This is a genomic window from Steroidobacter cummioxidans (assembly GCF_003104955.1).
In genome coordinates, this window is sequence record NZ_LSRW01000006.1 from 45,762 (window position 1) to 66,496 (window position 20,735).

General features: G+C 61.7%; 18 protein-coding genes. 6 read left to right on the top strand and 12 right to left on the bottom strand.

Annotation, left to right across the window (positions count from 1 at the left end; genetic code table 11):
- Position 1: 1 nt before the first annotated feature.
- Genes D0550_RS04620 through D0550_RS04635 form a run of 4 tightly spaced genes read right to left on the bottom strand, consistent with a single transcriptional unit; the run spans position 2 to position 3,968 of the window.
- Positions 2–517 carry a hypothetical protein gene (locus D0550_RS04620; protein ID WP_153067032.1) on the bottom strand — a complete coding sequence of 172 codons (516 nt, stop codon included), beginning with the start codon at positions 515–517 and terminating at the stop codon, positions 2–4.
- Complete coding sequence (locus D0550_RS04625; protein WP_116807941.1) at positions 486–1,202, bottom strand: DUF4198 domain-containing protein; 717 nt, start codon at positions 1,200–1,202, stop codon at positions 486–488. Before D0550_RS04625 ends, D0550_RS04620 begins: the two co-directional genes overlap by 32 nt.
- Positions 1,203–1,214: 12 nt before the next feature.
- Positions 1,215–3,236, bottom strand: a complete 2,022-nt coding sequence (locus D0550_RS04630; protein ID WP_206606093.1) for a TonB-dependent receptor — start codon at positions 3,234–3,236, stop codon at positions 1,215–1,217.
- Positions 3,237–3,260: 24 nt separating this feature from the next.
- A complete protein-coding gene (locus tag D0550_RS04635; protein ID WP_241520725.1) occupies positions 3,261–3,968 on the bottom strand; it encodes a HupE/UreJ family protein in 708 nt (235 codons plus the stop codon).
- 215 nt (positions 3,969–4,183) lie between these two features.
- Here D0550_RS04635 and nikR point away from each other — a divergent pair, with 215 nt between their 5' ends.
- Both nikR and D0550_RS04645 read left to right on the top strand, forming a co-directional pair.
- The gene (gene nikR, locus D0550_RS04640) at positions 4,184–4,645 is read left to right on the top strand and encodes a nickel-responsive transcriptional regulator NikR (protein ID WP_116808083.1); all 462 of its coding nucleotides are present in this window, start codon (positions 4,184–4,186) and stop codon (positions 4,643–4,645) included.
- Between the two features lie 89 nt (positions 4,646–4,734).
- Positions 4,735–5,847 (top strand): NADH:flavin oxidoreductase/NADH oxidase, encoded by a 1,113-nt coding sequence (locus D0550_RS04645; protein ID WP_116807943.1) that lies wholly within the window; start codon positions 4,735–4,737, stop codon positions 5,845–5,847.
- Positions 5,848–5,876: 29 nt separating this feature from the next.
- On the opposite strand, the gene D0550_RS04650 is transcribed toward D0550_RS04645, so the two are convergent.
- The gene (locus D0550_RS04650; protein WP_161965633.1) at positions 5,877–8,570 is read right to left on the bottom strand and encodes a serine/threonine-protein kinase; all 2,694 of its coding nucleotides are present in this window, start codon (positions 8,568–8,570) and stop codon (positions 5,877–5,879) included.
- Positions 8,571–8,998: 428 nt separating this feature from the next.
- Here D0550_RS04650 and D0550_RS04655 point away from each other — a divergent pair, with 428 nt between their 5' ends.
- A complete protein-coding gene (locus D0550_RS04655) occupies positions 8,999–9,484 on the top strand; it encodes a hypothetical protein (RefSeq protein ID WP_116807945.1) in 486 nt (161 codons plus the stop codon).
- A 25-nt stretch (positions 9,485–9,509) separates the two neighbouring features.
- Entirely contained in the window at positions 9,510–9,695 is a 186-nt protein-coding gene (locus D0550_RS04660; RefSeq protein ID WP_116807946.1) for a hypothetical protein, read from the top strand.
- A gap of 202 nt (positions 9,696–9,897) precedes the next feature.
- On the opposite strand, the gene D0550_RS04665 is transcribed toward D0550_RS04660, so the two are convergent.
- Positions 9,898–10,335, bottom strand: a complete 438-nt coding sequence (locus D0550_RS04665; protein WP_116807947.1) for a YciI family protein — start codon at positions 10,333–10,335, stop codon at positions 9,898–9,900.
- 103 nt (positions 10,336–10,438) lie between these two features.
- Positions 10,439–11,341 carry a BAR domain-containing protein gene (locus tag D0550_RS04670; protein WP_153067033.1) on the bottom strand — a complete coding sequence of 301 codons (903 nt, stop codon included), beginning with the start codon at positions 11,339–11,341 and terminating at the stop codon, positions 10,439–10,441.
- Positions 11,342–11,575: 234 nt separating this feature from the next.
- Between D0550_RS04670 and D0550_RS04675 the strand changes: the two genes are divergently transcribed.
- Positions 11,576–13,123, top strand: coding sequence for a catalase (locus D0550_RS04675; RefSeq protein WP_116807949.1), 1,548 nt, complete (start codon positions 11,576–11,578; stop codon positions 13,121–13,123).
- Between the two features lie 131 nt (positions 13,124–13,254).
- Positions 13,255–14,064 (top strand): 3-oxoadipate enol-lactonase, encoded by an 810-nt coding sequence (gene pcaD / locus D0550_RS04680; protein ID WP_116807950.1) that lies wholly within the window; start codon positions 13,255–13,257, stop codon positions 14,062–14,064.
- A gap of 4 nt (positions 14,065–14,068) precedes the next feature.
- On the opposite strand, the gene D0550_RS04685 is transcribed toward pcaD, so the two are convergent.
- From D0550_RS04685 to D0550_RS04705, 5 genes are all read right to left on the bottom strand, one after another.
- A complete protein-coding gene (locus D0550_RS04685) occupies positions 14,069–14,611 on the bottom strand; it encodes a TetR/AcrR family transcriptional regulator (protein WP_116807951.1) in 543 nt (180 codons plus the stop codon).
- Between the two features lie 128 nt (positions 14,612–14,739).
- Complete coding sequence (locus D0550_RS04690; RefSeq protein ID WP_116808084.1) at positions 14,740–17,829, bottom strand: efflux RND transporter permease subunit; 3,090 nt, start codon at positions 17,827–17,829, stop codon at positions 14,740–14,742.
- Positions 17,830–17,841: 12 nt separating this feature from the next.
- Positions 17,842–18,975 carry an efflux RND transporter periplasmic adaptor subunit gene (locus D0550_RS04695; RefSeq protein ID WP_116807952.1) on the bottom strand — a complete coding sequence of 378 codons (1,134 nt, stop codon included), beginning with the start codon at positions 18,973–18,975 and terminating at the stop codon, positions 17,842–17,844.
- Between the two features lie 177 nt (positions 18,976–19,152).
- Positions 19,153–20,043 (bottom strand): CHAD domain-containing protein, encoded by an 891-nt coding sequence (locus D0550_RS04700; RefSeq protein ID WP_116807953.1) that lies wholly within the window; start codon positions 20,041–20,043, stop codon positions 19,153–19,155.
- 2 nt (positions 20,044–20,045) lie between these two features.
- The gene (locus D0550_RS04705; RefSeq protein ID WP_161965634.1) at positions 20,046–20,594 is read right to left on the bottom strand and encodes an inorganic diphosphatase; all 549 of its coding nucleotides are present in this window, start codon (positions 20,592–20,594) and stop codon (positions 20,046–20,048) included.
- Positions 20,595–20,735: the final 141 nt, after the last annotated feature.

Sequence of the window (20,735 nt, forward strand, 5' to 3'; positions counted from 1 at the left end):
TCTACTGATTCGTCGTCGAGCCGGCCGCGGCGCGCCGGCGTGAAATCACGACCGGCACGAGCGACGCAAGCAACAGGAAACCGATCACTGCCCAGGCGGGCGGCAACCAGGATTGATCGTCGGCCGCCGCTTCCTTCTCGATGAGCTGCGGGCGGGCGTTAGCGACCGCTTCGATCTCGACATCCACGCCGTGGCCTTCGGCGGCGTACGCGGAAATCCGATAGCGATGACCTTGGGTTACCGGGAAGCTGAACTTGCCGGCGTCGTCGGTATCCGCCGTAGCGGCGACAGCATTTGCAGTGGAGAGGTCGAGCAGTTCGACAGGCTCACGCACGGCCAGCTCACCGTTCGAGTAATACACCGTGCCTTCGATGTGATCGCCCACGTGCTTGGCGTCGAGCAAAAGACCGTGCGCGGCCGCCAGGCCTGGCAGCAGGAACACCAGGCAAGCCAACGTGCGCAGTCGTGCGATGAACTGCATGGCCTTACTTCGCATCGAACCCGAAGGAATATTCATAGCTCAGCTCCGTGTATTTGGGATTGCCGGTGACGGCAATACGCTTGCCCGCCCACAGCCTGTTGAAACCTTGCTTCGGCACGAAGGCCGCGACGCCGTCGGCATCGGTAACCGGATCCGCCGCCGTACCTTCCTCACCGTGGCCGAGCTTCACACCGGCGACCGGCTTGCCATCCTGAAGCACACGAACGCGGAACGGCTGATCGGCCACCGGCTGCTGCGCCGACAGGGGAACGACTTCGAACGGCTGACCCAGCGTCTTGGTCACCAGGGGCGCCCAATCCAACACAGTCTTGTGATACTTGACCGCATAGGTTGCGCGTGTCGCGCCGGGCACTTCATTCATCGGCTTCTCGACGCTCGGGCCCGTCGCTGGGCGCGCGTGAATGCCGTTGTCGAAGTGCATCGAGATCAAAGCGGGCACGCCCTCGACATGCAAGCGCACGCCGTCATCGGTCACATCCCGGCTCAGGCCCAGCTTCTTGCCTTGCTTGTCGACCGCTTCGACCTGCTTGATCTTCTGCGGCTGGTAGGTCTCGAGCTTGCCGGCGTGTCCGCCAAAGAAAACCTGGTAGTCACCCTGATTCTGCGGCACGGGCTCGAGCCATACCGTGTGTGCCATGACGCCCGATGCGCAGCACGTGAGCATCGCGGAAAGAATCAACTGACGTGATCTGCTGAACATATCAATGTCCCATTAGAAATCGAACTGGATGCCGGCGCGCACGGTGCGCGGCGCGCCTGGAGCGAACAAGAGCTGACCGCCGATGATCGAAACCGACGTCGCGTACTTCTCGTCCGTCACGTTGTCGAGCCGCGCGTAGACGCGATACTTGCGGTCGCCGCGGTTTGTGTATGAGACGGCGATGTCGAGCAGATCGTAGCTTTCTGCCTGTAGCGTGTTCAGCGCGTCGACGTCGTACTCGCCGACGTAGCGCCAGAAAGCGTTGATGCTCCAGTCCGCTGACGGACGGAAGGATGCTTCGAGGTTGCCGGAATTCGCAGGCACGCCCGCCACAGCCAAGCCCAACAATCGGGCATCCGCGTTCTGCTGCACTTTCGTATCAGTGATGCCATAGACGGCGCTCAGTTCGAAGCTCTCGACGGGCTTCCATCTCGCGCTCGCTTCGATGCCTTCGCGCAGGGTCGCGCCGAAATTCTCATAGACGCCCGGCGCGACCGTGCGCACTTCGCCCGTCGACTTCAAGCGATAACCCGCGACGTCGAACTCAAATGCCGCTGCGGCGACGCGCATGCCGACCTCGGTCTGACGGAACACGTTCTCGTTGAGCGGCTGACCGCCGATCGCATACTTCACGAAGCCGTTCGCCAGCGCGAAACCTTCGGCCCAGCTGGCACGCAACTGCAACCAATCGGTTACCTGCGACTGCAAGCCCACCTTCGGGCTCACGTGATCGGCCTTGTTGAGCGCGCCGCACGGATCAGTGCCTGTCTCCGAGGCGCGCAGCTCACAGCCACCGGTGAAGCGATCGGCACGTAAACCCAGCGATAGCTGTGCGAGTGGATGCACGTTCGCTCTCACCTCGCTGAACGCCGAGACGCTGTTGAGCTCGGTCTCGCGATCGGACTGTGCCGGCAGCACACGGCGACGATGATCCAGGCCGTCGAAGAACTTGTACTCGGTGGCCTCGCGGAACGTCTCGACTCCCGCGATGTAACTCACCGGAATGGAGGCCAGAGCCGTCACGCCATTCAGGCTGGTGCCGGCGCCATAGACGCTGCGGTCGTAGGTTTCTTCGCGCTGACGCCACGTCGTCGCGCTGACGGGCCGCGAGAACCAGCGAGTGAAGTCCTGCTGAGTCGTGTACGCGAACGTCAGCAGCTTCAGCTCATCGTTGATCTGATAGTTCACGTCGCCGCGGACGGTCAGGAATTCTTTGTCCGCGCCGTCGTTCTGAGTGTTTGGATCGATGCCACGAGGATTCGACCGGAACTGAGCCGCAGTAAGGTACGAGGCGGAATCACTCTCCGACTGCAGATAGCGCGTCGACACAGCGACCTGCAAATCTGGTGTCACCCGCGCCGACCAGCGACCAGCGAACGTGCCACGTTCGGTCTTGCTCTGCGGCCGATAATTGTCGGTGCGAAACAGCTGTCCTGCGAGATTGACCTGCTGCGTCTCGCCGAGCTTCGCGCCATAGGCGGCCTGCAGATCGACAGTGTCGTATGACGCAAGCGAGAAATCCGCCTCGGCATAGTCTCCGCTCTTGCGTGTCTGAATGTCGACCAGACCACCGCGATTGTAGTTGCCGTACAGCGCCGACACAGGGCCTTTGAACACAGTGAACGACTCGATCTCCAGCGGCACGACCGTGTTCAGGTCGACGTAGCCATCGGCGTGCGACATGGCTTCATTGAGTGGGATGCCATCGATGACGGCGCCAAGATCGCCGCCGTGCCCGCCGTTGCCGAAGCCGCGAATCACAATATTGCTCGCGACCGAGCCGAGCTGCAGATCGCGCACGATCATGCCCGGGACGAAGCGGAACAGCTCATCGACGTCAGCGAACGCTTGCTCACGGATGGCCGTCGTATCCAGCACCGTCGCGCTGTACGCCGATTCACTGGAGCGCAGCAGCTGCCCCTTGACGACCACTTCATCGATGGCGGCCTCAGCCGGCAGCATTTCCGCCACCGCGCCGAACGATAGCGATCCTAGCGCGCAGGCTACCGCCCATCGCAATACGTTATTCGACATAGACATCGCCACGACCGTTCTCCATCACGACGGGTAGGAAACACCTTCAGACACTGCGATCACATCCTGCGACGATGTGACATAGCCATGAACTTGCATCACCAACAACACCGCGCTCGCTGCGATCAAAGCGCCGTTGGTCGCGCGCGTGATTGCCGGGAAGGCAGTGCTCGTGCGCCAGATCTTGACGACCGCAGTCATCAACACGAGCGCGGCGATCTGACCGAATTCGACGCCGACATTGAACGCGATGATCTTGGTCACCAGCTCCGGATCTTTCGCCAGCGTCATCTGCTGCAAGCGGGTCGACAGGCCGAAGCCATGGATCAAGCCGAACACGAACACCATGAACAGCAGATTCGGCGCCGGGCGGCCGAACCAGCGACGAAACAAGTCGAGATTCTCGAACGCTTTGTAAGTCACGGTCAGCGCGATGACCGCGTCGACCAGATACGGATTGGCCGTGATGCCCGCGAGCGTCGCGAACAACAGCGTGATCGTGTGGCCTGCCGTGAACGCCGTGATGAACACGACGATCTGACTGAAGCGCGTCAGAAACAGCATCACGCCCAGCAAGAACAGCAGATGATCGTAGCCAGTGAGCATGTGCTCGGCGCCGATCCATGCGGCATCGGAGAAACCGCCGATCAACATGCGCTGCTGCGCCTGTTCACTGACCGAGTGCGCCATCGCGGTGGCAGCGGCGAGCATCATGCCCACCGCGCCGCTCACAACACACAACAACCTTGAAAATCGACTTCTCACCGCGCCTCACGCCCTTTGTCGAGTTATTCGCATCGAACCGTCCGGGGCGCGAGCAGGTGTATGATGATTTCTGAATATTTCACACTTGTTTCAGAGCGCCAAATTTTTCTGCCGCTGCATGACGCACGCGAATGCGTGTATGCCATTGAGTTATGCTGCCGGCCTCGCACCCGAGCACAGCCATGCGACGACTCACCATTTCCATCGACGACGATCTTGCCGACACTTTCGATCGATTCATGCAGCAGAAGGGTTATCAGAACCGGTCCGAAGCCTTTCGCGATCTGTTGCGCGGAGAGTTGGACCGAGACAGTCTGAATCACGGCGGTGCGCACCATTGTGTGGCAGCGCTGAGTTACGTCTACAACCACCATGAGCGTCAGCTCGCTGGCCGGCTCGCGCAGATTCAGCACGATCATCACGACGTGACGGTCTCGACCATGCACGCGCATCTCGATCACGACAATTGCATCGAGACCATGATCCTGCGCGGCCATACGCAAGAGGTGGTGCAGTTCGCCGAAGCGCTGATCGCCGAGAAAGGCGTGCGCCATGGCAAGTTCAACGTCATTCCGGTGGAGTCGGAGTCCAACGGCCGGGCGCACCACTCCCATCACCACGTCCACTTGCGACCGCACCGCTGAAGCCGCGATTATCATGCTGGGCAGGACGCCCTAATGCAGCGGGCACATGGACGTGCAGGAGCTGCCGCCCCGTTTCGTGGAGATGACCGATGCGATCCAAGTTGTTCACGCCCGCCCAGGTCGGCCCGCTCACGCTCGCCAACCGCATCGTGATCGCGCCCATGTGCCAGTATTCGGCCGACAATGGCTGCATGACCGATTGGCACGTGATTCATCTCGGACAGCTGGCGCTGTCGGGTGCCGGGCTGCTGACCATCGAAGCCACGGCCGTCAAACCCGAAGGCCGAATCACTTATGCCGACGTGGGGCTGTACTCGGACGAAACCGAGAGCGCGATGCGACGGGTCGTGGAGTCGGTGCGCCGCTGGTCGGATATGCCGATCGCGATTCAGCTCGCACACGCCGGTCGCAAGGCGTCCACCGATTTGCCTTGGAAAGGCGGCGCTCAACTCGCACCCACTCACGCGCATGGCTGGCAAACTGAAGCGCCCTCCGCCCTTGCCTTCCACGACAGCGAAAATGCGCCCGTCGCTTTGGATCGCGATGGATTGAAAGGCGTCCGCGATGCCTTCGTCGCATCTGCACGCCGCGCCGTGAACATCGGCCTCGATGCGATCCAGCTACACGGTGCGCACGGCTACTTGCTGCATCAGTTTCTGTCGCCGCTGTCGAATCGACGCACGGACGAATACGGCGGCTCGCTCGAGAATCGCATGCGCTTTCCGCTCGAAGTGTTCGACGCCGTCCGCGCCGTCGTGCCTGCCGACAAACCGGTCAGCATTCGAGTCTCGGGAACGGATTGGGCACCCGGCGGCTGGGACATCGAACAGACCGTCGAATTCGCGCGAGCCCTGGATGCGCGCGGCTGCAATGCCATCCATGTTTCCAGCGGTGGGCTGACACCGGCGCAGAAGATCGGGGTCGGGCCCGGCTATCAAGTGCCACTGGCACGAGCAGTCAAGGCAGCGGTAAAGATGCCCGTGATCGCCGTTGGCTTGATCAGCGATTTCGAGCACGCCGAATCCGTGCTCGTGGCTGGCGATGCAGATTTCATCGCGCTCGCGCGAGCCATGCTCTACAACCCGCGCTGGCCGTGGCATGCCGCAGCTCATTTTGGCGCGCATGTGAAAGCGCCCGATCAGTATTTGCGCTCTCAGCCGGCGCGATTTCGCGGTTTATTCGATGTGCGTGCGGACGACTGACTGAGCTCAGGGGCCCGACCTTGCCGACGTTACAGCGAACGTTGGGCCCTGATGTTCTCTGCTTGCTCCGGGTGCAGCTCTTGCATGAGCGCGTCCAACTTCTCTCGCTGCTTGGTATCGACGTAGAAGCGAACTACGCGGCTGCGCGCCAACTCGCGCGTGGCCGAATCGACTCCGTCAGCGGCGACCAGGATGCGATAGCTGTCGACGAGTTTCCGTTCGGCTTCCCGGAGTTTCCCTTCCTTGTGCAAGACCTCACCAAGTGCACTGGTCGATCGCGCTACTCGCCATTCGGGTGCCCCGGTACGCGCCCAGCGATTTGCCGCCGCCGTGAAATGCGCTTCGGCATCGGCAAGCTTGCCCGTTGCCGCCAGGACCTCTCCAAGATAATGCTCAGCGGACGCGACGTATTGATGGTCGGGGGGCAGACTCTTGCCAAACAATTCGAGTGTGTCGCGCAGCACTGGCTCGGCTTCGTCGAACCTCGATTGCCGTATCAACACCGTGCCCAGCATCGTTTCCAGAAATCCTATCTTCGCGTACGCCGTACTGTTCGCATTCTGATGGATCGCAATCGCCTCTCGGACCAGTTTCTCGGCTTCTGCAGTATTGCCTTGCGCCAGGCGCACTTGAGCCAGCGACGAAATGGTTTCTGCCACCGCCGGATTGGATTTGAACAGCGCTCGCTGAGTCGCTAGGGTGCGCTCATAAATCGGCGCGGCCGCGGCGAGTTTGCCCTGGTACAACAGCGTCTCGGCAAGCACGAAGTCCGCCTTGACCCGATCGGGATGGCGCACATCGACGGTTTCATAGATCCCGACCGCCTCGCGTGCGACGGCTTCCGCTCGAGCATAGTCGTCCAGCCAGGTATAGAGATTGGCCTGTTCGCTCAGAATGCTGGCGATCTCCGGATCTCGCGCGCCCTTCACACGGCGCATCAGCTCCAGTGCCGAATTGAATGCGGCCAGTGCCTCGACGGGGCGACTGCGCATCGTTTCGAGCCGACCGATCTCCGCCAACAGCTTCGCTCTGGCCTCTTCGTCGGTCTCGCCGAGGCTCGCCATCATCTCTTGCGCCTGGCTGAAGTGCTCATCGGATTGTTGCGCGAGTCCGGCATCCCGCTCGGCCACCGCAAGCTCGATCAGGGTCGTCAATACCTTCGGACTCTGGCCCGCGGACTCACGCCGCAGTCGCAGCGCCTTCTCGAGCTGATCGACAGCTTCGTTGGGCTCGCCCAGACGCCGGTACGCGACGCCCATGTTCACGTGCAGCTCCGAGCGCACCGCTGGATTTACGTTCGGATCTGCGTCGATCACCAGCTTGGCCTGATCGAGCAGCTCGCGGGCCGACATCTCGCGGCCGAAATTCACATAGGGGTTGGCCGCGGCAAAAATGTCGCGAAAGTGCCCGGATACCCGTTCCTGCGTTTCTTTTTCCTGTGTCATCAGCTCCAGCGCGACCTGAGTTTTGGCGCGCTGGATAGCCACGGTAATGAGCGAGCCCACGACGAACGCCGCCACGACGGCACCCGCCGAGACAGTCAGCCAGTTGCGCCTGACGAAGCGAGACGAGTAGTAGACCCAGTTTCCCTGGCGCGCCTGGACCGGCTCGTTCGCCAGGTGGTGGCGAATGTCCCCGATGAACTGATCGATCGAGCTGTAGCGATGCTGCGGCTCTTTGCGCATCGCGCGCATGATGATGGCATCGAGATCGCCAACGAGAGCGCGTTCCAGCTTGTCTGGTGTCGTGCCACGAGCGTTGGCCAGAACGGAGATGGAGGGTTCATCGCCTTTCGGGCCAGCGCGCAGTGCTGCCTGCAGTGCGGCGCTTGGACGCATTGGATCGGTAACGCAGATCGCGCGTTCCAGCTCCAACTGACTGGCCGCGGAGGATGACAATGTGTACGGGCGCAGTCCCGTGAGCAGTTGATAGAGAACGACGCCCAGTGAATAAACATCGCTCGCAGTAGTCACCGGTCTGCCAAGAATCTGCTCGGGACTCGCGTACTCGGGGGTGAGCAGACGGTCGTTCATGCGCGTCAGATCCGACGGCTTGGTGACATCGCTCGCGTCCAGCAGCTTGGCAATGCCAAAGTCGAGCAGCTTGGGCACGCCCTCGCCTGTCACCAGAATGTTTGCAGGCTTGAGATCGCGATGCACGATCAGGTTTTGATGCGCGTACTGTGCCGCGGCGCAGACCTGGAGAAACAACTCGAGTCGCTCACGCAAGCTCAGCTGCCGCTCATCGCAGAACCGATCCATGGGCTCGCCATGGATGTATTCCATTACCAGATAGGGCTGATGCCCCTCGGTCTCGCCGGCATCCAGCAACCGTGCAATGTTGGGATGGTTGAGGCTGGCAAGAATCTGCCGCTCGGCACGAAAGCGCAGCCCGAAGGAAGTTGCGGCACTCTCATCGATGATCTTGATCGCGACCTGCGCCGAATATTGCTTATCCGCGCGCTCCGCCAGATAGACAGTGCCCGACCCGCCGCGGCCGAGTACCGAAACTATCTTGTAGCGATCGGCGATGACGCGACCCAGCAGGCTCGGACGGTGTGCCTGACTGGTGCGTAAGAACGCATCGGCGACTGCCCGCGAAATCGGGCCGCTCGTGACCGACTCAGGATAGACAGCGAGCAGCCCAAGGGCTTCCTCCAGCTCCTCTGGCTCGGCGATCTGCTCTCGAAGGTAAGTCTCCCTATCCTGAGGGAGAAGCTGCATTGCTTCTTCGAGAACCGTCGCTATCCGCGATAGGTGCCGCTCACCAGCGGCTCTCGGAAATGTCATTAGACAAGCATTGATTGCTACAAAACGTCAGTGGCACGTAAGGCAGGTGATGTGCAGTGGCACACCGAGGCCAGCGCGATTCAACAACTCAAAACGACGCGTACCTCGCCTACGAGGCTAATTCTCCTTACTAATTAGGACGGTTGCGTGTCGGACGTCGAGTTTTTGACGTTCTCGTTTTCGCGCCAACCACTTAAGGCGGCAGAACCTACGCCTGCCTAAGCAATACCCTGATTTTTCGCACTATCTAACATAATTGCACCGAACAGGTGTGATGAAGATCACAATCGCTTATCGCTTATGTCTATGATTGACTCCGTTCGAGCGGGTGCTTACTAAATTTTTTCGGGAGCGACGTTGATATGCGTAGCAGAATCCTCCAGGCGTTTGTTTTCTCCTCCATCCTGCTGGCAGGCGCCGCTTCGGCGGATGGCATCGTTGGCGGTAAGCGCCCGCTGCTCGCAGACGGCATCGTGGGCGGCAAGCGCCCCCTGATCGTGGAGCAGCAGCTGGCGGATGGCATCGTTGGCGGCAAGCGACCCCTGCTCGCAGACGGCATCGTGGGCGGCAAGCGCCCGCTGCTTGCAGACGGCATCGTTGGCGGCAAGCGACCCCTGCTCGCGGACGGCATCGTGGGCGGTAAGCGCCCGCTGCTCGCGGACGGCATCGTTGGCGGCAAGCGTCCCCTGATCGTCGAACAGCTGGCCGACGGCATCGTTGGCGGCAAGCGTCCTCTGATCGTGGAACAGCTGGCCGACGGCATCGTTGGCGGCAAGCGCCCCCTGATCGTGGAGCAGCTGGCCGATGGCATCGTGGGTGGCAAGCGCCCCCTCCTGAACCTCGCCTAATCAGCCGCCAACCCGGAGAAATCACATGAAACGTTTCTATTTTGTCTGTGTTGCGATCGGCCTGATGTCCACTGCCGGGGCTGGCATTGTCGCAGCGGGAACCAGCGACACCTCCAAACTCGACACAGCAGCGACCTACCAGTCGGCTGCCTTGGAGCAGTTGAAGGCGCAGGCGTCTTCCACGAACACCACGTGGCAACGCCCGCTTTAAAGTCCGACCCAGCTCGCCGCAGCAAGCGAGCAAGACTTTAAGTAAACAAAAGGCGCGTGGCTCTGGTGCCAAACCAGTAGCCACGCGCCTTTTCAATTACCGCCGGGTATCCGAGCCACCGCAGCTTGAGAATGGGCAGCTGCGGCACCCGCCCATCCCGGTTTGTAAATTTTTCCCAAACCCGCCGGCTGCCGTCGAGCCCTCAGCGCTTGCCTTGCTGGCGCTCGATCTCAGCTCGCAGCTCCTCTCCCTTGGCGCGCAGCTCCGGCGTGAACTCGGGGCCGAAATCCTCCATTTCGTACAGCGGCCGGATCTCGATCTCGGTGTCTTCGCCAGGCATGGGATGCGGGCAGCGGCGGACCCATTCGATGGCCTCGTCCATGGACTTCACCTGCCAGACCCAGTAGCCGGCGATCACTTCCTTGGTCTCGGCGAACGGTCCGTCGATCACCAGCCGCTTGTCGCCGGAGAAACGCACGCGCTTGCCCTTGCTGGTCGGCTGCAAGCCGTCGCCACCCAGCATGATGCCGGCCTGGACCAGCGCTTCATTGAATTTGGTCATGTCGGCGGCCAGCTGCTCGGTAGGCGCCGCGCCGGCTTCGGAGTTCTTGGTTGCCTTGATCATTACCATGACGCGCATCGGTCGTGCTCCTGTGAGTGCCTGTGATCTGACTGGAAGACGATCGTGCCGCCGCCGACCCGACACTTCGATGCGGACTTTGGGGCGTTGCGCGGTCGGCGGATCAGCCGGGGGCCCAGGGGCGCAGCTCTTCGAGGCGCTGCCTGACGTACGCCATGACTTGCCGGCGCTTTTCCGGCCCACGCTTGCCGTCGTCGCCGCCGCCGGCATCACCGAAGAAGGCGGGCATGCGGTCCTCGATGCGCTCATAAATGCCGCGCCACAGTTTCTTCAGGCCATGGACCGACACGTCGAGCAGCGGCATCAATGCCTCGTCCGATTCGTCGAACAGCGCAAACCACAGCAAGCGCCGCTGCGAGGCAGAGAAACAAAACAGCGGCGGCTGATGCTCGAAGCTGTTGCGAGTCGGCGGACCGGGCTGCTGCTGCCACGCCTCTGCGCGGGTCAGCCCGAAGTACGCCGGCCGGACCTCGAGCGGCAGAGGCGTGAGCTCCGCTTCGTTTACAAAGCGACGACGAAGAAATCCCGAGGGCACGGCCGCGTATTGATCGGCCGCGTTCGTTTCATAGTAGATGGCGCGCAGGTTGTAGCCATCATGAAAGGTCCGGTAAGTGTCGTTGGCCACCGCGATCAGGCTGTGGCCATAGGGACTGCCGGGCCCGTACTGACGCGCCGAGAAGTGCATGATCAACATGGTCAGCTCGCCGGCCGCGTTCTCCTGTCCGATCTCGCGATCGGTCATCGGCCGGAAGCGCCCGTCCAGCAACGATTGATAGACGCGGCGGGTAACAAAAGCCTCGGGCTGCCGATCGAGCTGCAACTCGCCAACCAGCGGCTTGGGAAGGATGAGGGTGACGCCCCACCCCTGGATGCGCTCGGCCGGTAGCGCCATGTCTTCGACGATGGCGCTGATCATGGAGGGCTCGTCGACGAGTTGCTGCCACAAGCGGGGTAAGGCCTGCTTCTGCTCCGCGCTGAGACCCAGCCACGGCGGCAACAGGTTCATGCATTCGTCCAGGTCGCGTCGCGTGACCGGCCGATAGCGCAGGCGGGCAATACGGCGGGGATTGTGGAGCGGCGGCGCTGACATCGAAGCAAAGTTTAGCCGAACGCCGCGCCTGGGCGGCACCGATCTGGCATAGGAGTTCGTCTATCGGCGCCATGGGATCAATCGATTTCTGTAATGACCGGCCAGCGCGTACCTTGCCTGCGTCCACTCACAAGAAGCAGGTGCCGCTCCATGAGCAAGCCAGAGATCAAATCCGCGCCTCCCGCCACGCTCACCACCAGCGCCGGCAATCCGATCAGCGACAATCAGAATTCGCTGAGCGCCGGCGCACACGGCCCGCTGCTCCTGCAGGACTACCAATTGATCGAGAAGCTCGCCCATCAAAATCGCGAGCGCATTCCCGAGCGCGTCGTACACGCCAAGGGCTGGGGTGCTCATGGCACGCTGACCGTGACAGGTGATATCTCCGCTTACACCAAAGCAAAGGTGTTACAGCCTGGCGCGAAAACCGATCTGATCCTGCGGTTCTCGACGGTCGCCGGCGAACTCGGCGCCGCGGATGCGGAACGTGACGTGCGCGGCTTCGCGCTGAAGTTCTACACGCCCGAAGGCAACTGGGATCTGGTTGGTAACAACACGCCGGTGTTCTTCATTCGCGATCCGCTCAAATTCCCGGATTTCATTCGCACGCAGAAGCGTCATCCGCGCACCAACCTGCGGTCGCCCACGGCGCAATGGGATTTCTGGTCGCTGTCGCCCGAAAGCCTGCATCAGATCACGATTTTGTTTTCCGATCGCGGCCTGCCGACCGACGTGCGTCATATGAATGGCTATGGCTCGCACACCTACAGCTTGATTAACGCTGCGGGCGAGCGCTTCTGGGTGAAGTTCCACTTCAAGACCCAACAAGGCCACCGTCACTGGACCAACGCCGAAGCGGCGCAGGTGGTCGGCCGCACTCGCGAGAGCACGCAGGAAGATTTGTTTGCCGCCATCGACAAGGGCGATTTCCCGCGCTGGACCCTGCAGGTGCAAATCATGACCGAAGCGCAGGCAACCGCGTGGTCGGAAGATACCGGGCTGAACCCGTTCGACCTCACCAAGGTGTGGCCGCATCGTGACTTCCCGCTGATCGAGGTCGGCGTGCTCGAGCTCAATCGCAATCCGAGCAATTACTTCGCGGAAATCGAGCAGGTGGCGATGTCACCTTCGAACATCGTGCCGGGCGTCGGCTTCTCGCCCGACCGTGTGTTGCAGGCTCGAATCTTCAGCTACGCCGATGCGCATCGTTATCGCCTGGGCACGCATTACGAAGCGTTGCCGGTGAACGCACCGAAGTGTCCGGTGCATCACTATCACAAGGATGGCTCGATGCGGTTCTTCCAGAACGACACCGGCAATGCCGATGCGTACTACGAGCCGAACTCGTTCAACGGCCCGAAGCAGGATCCGCGCTTCGCCGAACCGCCCTTGCCGCTGCATGGCTCGGCTGATCGTTACGATCATCGTTCGGGGAACGACGACTTCACTCAGCCCGGCAATCTGTTCCGTCTGTTCGACGCGGCACAGAAGCAGCGCTTGTTCGACAACATCGCTGCGGCCATGCAAGGCGTACCGGAATCGATCGTCCGTCGACAGCTCGCGCTGTTCACGAAGTGCGATCCCGAATACGGCGCAGGTGTGCGTCGCGCGCTGCAGCTCGACCCGGTCGGCGACGATCGGATCAAGGGCACCAGCGCTACCGACGAAGCAACGCAGACCGGCTCCATTCCTGCATAGATTTCCTCGCTCCTCCTCCCTGCACTCGCCCCGCATACGCGGGGCATTTTTTTGCGCGGCTGTTCCGAACTCGATGCCCGCGAGGACTGTTGTAGCATAGGGCCTGTTTTTCGCTCAGGTGCAAAGTTCCCATGAAGCAGGTCACCTCACAGGATGTACAACTTCGAGTCGAGCACACGCCGCGACCCGGTGCGCCGGCGCTGCTGCTGTTGAATGCTCTGGGGACTTCGCTAGAGATGTGGGATGAGCAATTCGAAGCGTTGAGCGAGCGCTTCGAGCTGATCCGCTTCGATGCGCGCGGCCATGGCAAATCTACAATCGGCACTCACACAGAGGCGACCCTGGATTTGCTGGCGACCGATGCGCTGAATGTGCTCGAAGCATGCGGAGTCGCGCGCGCTCATCTTTGCGGCGTGTCCTTAGGCGGAATGATTGCGATGCATATCGCGACCAAGTGGCCGGACTGCGTGCTCAAGGCAGCGTTCTGTAATACCTCGCCCCACATGCCGCCGCGCGAAACGTGGGACGCGAGGATTCAATCTGTGCTGGCACAAGGCACGGCGCCGTTGACCGAAGGCATTTTGGGGCGATGGTTCACGCCGCAGTTTCATCAAGCGCATCCCGAGCAGATCCAGAAGATCCGCACCCTCCTGCTGGAGACTTCACCGCAAGGTTATGCAGCCTGTTGTGCGGCCATTCGCGAGATGGATCAGCGGGAATCGATCAAGAGCATTACCGCGAAAACACTGGTGATCGGCGGCACGCATGACGTGGGGACCACGCCCGCTCAAGCGGAGTCCATTGCGAACGCCATTCCCGAAGCGAAGCTCGTGTTGTTGGAAGCGGCGCACTTATCGAATATCGAGCGTGCCAGCGAGTTCAATGCCACCTTGATCGAGTTCCTGCAAGGCGAGCTGGCGCCGCCCGTGACGCAGGCTTAGCAGTTCAGGCAGCGCCCAGCTTTTGCAGCAGCTCCGCGCGCTGCTGCGGGCTGATCTCATAGCAACCGAACAGGTCGGCCAGCCACATGCCGTCGGCGACCAGCCGCAGATGCAGCTCGTCGAGCGAGCTTTCGCCTGACAGCGGTTCGGGCTGCGACAGATGCAACCGAGCCCGCACGCGCCCTGCCAGCTCGGGCTGCGCCGTGCAGATAATGGTCAGCGCTTTGAACACCTGCTGATCTTTGGGCAGCTGGCCCATACGCGACACGACCTGCAGATACGCCTTCGCGAGACTGCCGCCCGCAGCCTGACGTTCGACTTCGACCTGTAGCTGCTCGGCCAGGTAGTCGGCGAGCGCCTCGAGCAGGGAGTTCTTCGAGTCGAAGTAATACAGCAACCCACCCTTGCTGACATGCGCGGCGTCGGCGACCGCGTCCAGCGTCAAGGCGGCGGTACCTTTCTTCAGCACCAGGGTCCCGGCGGCATCCAACAATTGTTGCCGCCTGTGGCCCGCGGCTCGGGCGCGAATCGAGGGAATGGTGGACATGCGAACTAAAGTTGCGACGGGAATCCTGCTTATCAAGACGCAGGCGCGGCCTGCAGGCAAATGCCTAAGGGCTCGCGCCAATCTCCCAGATAGCGAATTAGACCCGCCGTGCCCGTCGCAGTTCCGCCTCAGGCCGGCACAGCGACCGCTGTCCCCGCGGCCTCATGCTTTGTACCTTCCTGGTGCGCCTCATGCTTGCGATGGTCCGCAGCGATGAGCGTGTAGAACACCGGCACCACGAACAATGTAAACAGCGTGCCGACGATCATGCCCGTCACCAACACGATGCCAATGCTATTGCGCGCCTCGGCACCGGGCCCCGACACCAACACGAGCGGGAAGTGGCCAAACACCGTGGCTGCGGAGGTCATGAGCACCGGACGTAGCCGGGTCAGCGATGCCTCACGCAAGGCCGCGATCTTTTCTACGCCTCGCTCCTGCAGAGTATTCGCGAATTCGACGATGAGGATGCCGTTCTTCGCGATCAGGCCGACCAGCGTAATCAAGCCCACTTGCGAGTAGATGTTGATGGTCGTCATGTCCAGGAACGTGAACACCAGCGCCCCCGAGATCGCGAGCGGCACCGAGCCGAGCAACACGATCAATGGATCGCGGAAGCTCTGGAACTGCGCGGCGAGCACGAGATAGATCAGGATCAGCGCGAAGCCGAGCGTTGCGGTCAATGCAGTGCCTTCATGACGAATCTGACGCGACTCACCGGCGTAGTCGATCAACACATTGTCGCCGCCCACCTGCTTCGCCGCGCGTTCCAACACACGTAAGCCTTCTTCCTTGGTCACGCCAGGCTGCACGCCACCGAAGATGCGCGCCGAGTTACGTTGTGCGAATCGATTCAACGTGCGCGGCCCGGTCTCCGACTCGATGTGCATGAACGTGGACACCGGCACCAGCGCGCCACTCGGCGTCTTGATCTTCAGATCGAGCAATGGATCGAGCGTGGCGCGATCCTTGTCGCCGATCTGCGGGATCACCTTGTAGCTGCGATCGAAGTAGTTGAAGCGATTGACGTATGCGCCGCCCAACAACGTGCCCAGCTCGCGCCCGACGCCGGCCAGATCCAGCCCCAGATCGGCGAGGCGCTCGCGATCGAGCACGACGCGCGCCTGTGGCAGATCGATCTTCAGATCCGTGTCGACATACAGGAACTTGCCGCTCGCCCAGCCGGCGTCGAGCACGGCCTGCGTGGTCGCAAGCAACTCTTCGATCGAGTGCTCGTTCTGCACGATCATCTCAACGTCGTATTGGCCCGGCGTTGGCAGCGGCGGATCGAGACGCGGATACACACGCAGCCCCGTCACTTGCGACACAGCACCGTAAACGTCGCCATACATCTCTTCGGTCGAACGATCGCGCTCCTTCCAATCTTTCGCGACCAGACCGCCGAAACCGCCCCACGCCGCGGTCAACGACCACATGAAATCCGCTTCGGGGAACGCCGTCAGCGCCTGCACGACATGCTGCGAATCGCGATCGGTCGCGACCAGCGATGAGTCCGGGGACGCCTCGAAGAACAAGCTGATGTGACTTTGATCCTCCACCGGCGCCAACTCCTGACGCGAATACATGAACAGCGGCCACGCGGCGAGCGTGACGAGCACGGCCATTGCGACGATGCCCCAGCGCATGTTCAGTGCGCCGTCGAGCAACTTTTCGTAAGTGCGACGGACCGCATCGAAACCGCGATTCACGATGCCGGTCAACTTGCCCTCGTGACCATGCTCATGCACGAAGCGCGAGCTCATCACCGGCGACAAGGTGAGCGCGACGATGCCGGACACGACCACTGCCGCCGCGAGCGTGATTGCGAACTCCAGGAACAGCGAGCCCGTCAGGCCGCCCTGGAACGCGATCGGCGTGTACACGGTGGCCAGCGTGATCGTCATCGCGATGATGGGTCCCGCCAGCTCTCTGGCGCCCGCAAGCGCAGCGTCGATCCGAGATTTTCCTTCGCGCACGTGACGCTCGACGTTCTCGACCACGACGATGGCATCGTCGACGACCAGACCCACCGACAGCACGATCGCCAGAATGGTCAGCAGATTCAAGCTGAAGCCGAACGCCATCATCACAATGGCCGCGCCGACCAGCGACACCGGCATTGCGACCAGCGGCACCAGCGCCGTGCGAATCGAGCCCATGAACAGGAACACGACGATGGCCACGATCAGCACCGTCTCGCCCAGCGTCTTGGTGATTTCTTCCAGGGCGCTGCGCATGAACATGGTGCCATCCCACACCAGCCGCATCTCGATGTCGGCCGGCAGCGTGGGTTGAATGCGTTCCATCTCCTCACGCAGGTGGCGGGCGACCTCGATTTCATTCGAGCCGGGCAGCGGCCACACGCCGAGATACACGCTCTGTTGGCCGTTGTACTTCGCCACCATCGCCGCTTCTTCCGCGCCTAGCTCAACGCGCGCCACATCGCTCAAGCGCACGATTGCGCCGTCACGGTCGGCGACGATCAGATTCTCGAACTCACCGACTGCACGCAGATCCGTGTTGGCGAGCAGGTTGACCTGCACCAGATTGCCTTTGGTCTGACCGACAGCGGCGAGATAGTTATTCCGGCGCAGAGCGTCGTGCACGTCGCCCGGAGCAAGATTGCGAGCTGCGAGCCGGTCGGGATCGATCCACACGCGCATCGCCAACGGCTGCGCCCCTTCGTAGCTCACGCGCTGCACGCCTTCGAGCGTCGACAACTGCGGCTGCAAGGTGCGAGACAACCAGTCGGTCAGCTCCGGCACCGAGCGATCAGGTGAAGTGAAGCCGAGATAAAACGTCGCGTACGGACGATCGGCACGCTGCACTTCGACGACCGGCGGCTCCGCTTCGGCGGGCAATTCGGAACGAACCTGCTGCAAGCGGGCGGTGACCTCGGCCAATGCGTCTGTGCTGTCGTGATCCAGTTTCAAACGCACAGTGATCGTGCTCACGCCGGCGCGGCTGGTCGACTCGACATAGTCGACGCCGCTGATCGCCGATACTGCGCGCTCTATAGGGGTCGTCAAAAATCCGCGAACAGTCTCGGCGCTCGCACCGGTGTACACGGTAGTGATGATGACCGACGAGCTCTCGACGCTCGGAAACTGCTGCACGGGCAGGTTGAACAGTGCCCGCGCACCCACCAACACGATGACCAGGTTGACCACCACCGCGAGGACGGGGTGCTTGATGAAAATGTCTGTAAATGAGCGCATGACAGTCATCCGTTACATGCTGGTCGCATTCGAGCGAGCTTTGTTGAGTGCCACCGACTCCGGCGGATTGCTCACCGCGACCAATGCAGCCTCGCGCAACTTGAACGAGCCGGAGGCGGCGACTTGTTCGCCGGGTTCCAGCCCTTTGGTGATGACGACGTCGTCGCCGGTCATCGCATCGACCACGACAGCGCGCAGGCGGGCGCGAGTCTTGCCCTGCTCGTCCGCGACCACGATGAACACGTGATCTCCAGCAGGTCCTTTGCGAACGGCACTCGCCGGAACTGCAGTTGCCAGCAGCGGCTCGCCGACTCCAACTTGAACTCGCACTGACGCCCCGGGCGCCGGCGTCTGGGCCGTATTCTTTAGCCTGGCACGCACTGTCGCGTTGCGTGTCGTTGGATCGACTCGCGCATCGATCGCGAGAATCTCCGCCTTCACGCCCGTGGTATCGCCCGAAGCAAAGACATCCACCTTGCTGCCGGCACGAAGCGTCGCGGCCACTTGCTGAGCGACACTGAAATCGACATAGCTGGAATCATCTACGCCTTGCAGCGTCGTCAACAGCGCGCCTTCATTCAAATACTGGCCGGGATGCACATCGGAGATCCCGATGCGAGCCCGGAACGGAGCGCGAATGATCTTGCGATTGATGACCGCTTTGATACGGGCCACCTGTGCCTGCACCACTTCCTGCTCGGCGCGTGCAGAATCGACTTCCATTTCCGACGCCGCGCGATGCTGGCTCATCCGTTGCATGCGGGCGAACTGAGTGCGGGCGAGCTCGGCTTGCGCTTGCAGCGCCTGCAGATCTGCCTCTTCTACTGAAACATCGAGCGCCACCAACACGGTGCCCGCCTCGACGATCTTGCCGGGCTCGAGCGCTACGTGACGCACAGTGCCGGGCAATTCGTTACGAACGGAGATGGAACGCAAAGCGACGACAGTGCCAATCGAGGTCGTGGTCCGAACATGCTCGTGCTCACGAACCAGCGCCGTGACTACCGATTCCGCCGGCTCCGGCTGACTGGCCGCTGCCGCTTCCGATTCAGCAATGCTCGATCGTTTCCAGGCACTGAGCAGCACGCCGGACACGATTACCGCGCCTACGAGCAACAATGACCCCATCCATTGACGCGACTTCATCACTTATCCCCGATCCGTTCCTGAGTGACTGGAGGTGTGCAAGGTATTCCTTGCCCGCGAGCCGACCAATCGGGGGCGGCGAAACTCACTCGTTCCGGATAAGCAGGAATCGACCGGGCGTCGCTTACGGCTCGTGACCTTTGGGTCACTTTCCTGCTGGCAGGAAACATTGGCGCGTCATTCGGTGCGCCACAGCTCCCAGTACCGACCGATGCGGCCGACAAAACGTTCTGGCTTTTCTTGGAAAATCCGCGCGCCGAGCCGGAACGCCTTGTTCTGTAACTGTTTGCGGCGGCGGTCGAGCACTGCAATCAAGGCATCGCAATCCTTGCCCTGGAACGTTTCCGTATGGGCGGTGACTTTGCTCCGCAACACCGCCAGATCATGATCGTCGCCCAGATGATCGGCCAGTTTGTGCGACTGATCGGCCAGCTCGCCCAACGGACCCGGCCACACCGGCTCCAGGATCTGCAACTGATGCCACAGATATTTCACTTGTTTGCGCCAGTCGTGCAGGTCCTCGTTGGCCCGCGAGCGCTTGGCCGTCTTCATGCGCTTTTTGCCGCCGTGATAGATGCGCCCCAGGCCGCCGCCAATGATCTCCCAGTCCGCGCCTTTCATATTCCATTTCGCGCTACGCGCCTTGACTTCGCGCAAGACCTTGCGCTGCTTGTTGGCCAAAGTCAGGGTGATGGCCTTGCGGGCCGCGGTTTGTTCCTGGCGCAGCACGCGTCGAAACTTGTCCAGTTTCAGCGAACGCGTGGCCGGCTCATAACGCTCGACCAGATCGTCCAGTGCGGCCACCAACACTTTACTATCGCGCGCCACGCCCAATGGACGGGCAGCATCACGTAGCGCGGTGTTCTCACGCCGATAGGCGATCTCGCCAATCGAGTTCCGCAACAATCGGAGTGCCGCGCGGGATTTTTTCAGCTGCTTGCGCGCGTCATGAATGTTGGCGTCGCTGATTCTTTTCTTATGGAGTGCATCGCTCGCCCCGGCGACCCACTCCTGAAGAATTCGCCGCACACCTGACACGCCTGGTTCGTCGGGCTGCAACTCCGCCATGGTCACGATCCTTGGTCTTTATCGAAGGCTCGCACGGCATCGCGTAACATCTTTTGCGCCTGCCGCACGCCGCCCCGCCCCGTGATTCTGAACTCCCGGCCCTGCGCCTGATTATACGAGCGCAGGAAATGTTCGATATCCCGCAATTGCTGCTCATCCATCTGCTCGAGTCGGGTGATCGCGGGTTGGTTCACCGGCGTCTCGAGAGTCGCCAGCAGCCGATCGTTGCGGATCATCTTGCGCTGCTCTTTCTGCACTGCCCGCAGCACCCCAATGAGATGAACATGCACCAGGCAGCCGACAAATAACGGCGCCTCGGTGAGCACCATGACATCCAGCGCGTCGCCATCCTCGGCACAGGTGGACGGTATCGAGCCGAAGTCATGAGGAAACGACATACCGGCCGGTAGGATGCGGCTCAGCTTCAGGACGCCGAGCCTGGCATCGAACTTGTACTTGTTACGACTGCCTTTGGGCGTGTCGATGACTACCCGCACGAGGCCCGTCTCGGGATCCAGCGCGGGCAACTCCATGGCGGATGCAGTGGGCATGGCGACCTCCTGCGAACTGAAGGAGCCAGCCGGGGCACGGGTTCCGGCGGCAGTCCTGCCCGGTACGATACCGCGCGTGGATCGATCCATAGTCTTTTTGACTTAGACGCCCCACTGCCCGCAGCCCTAGCATCGGGCAAC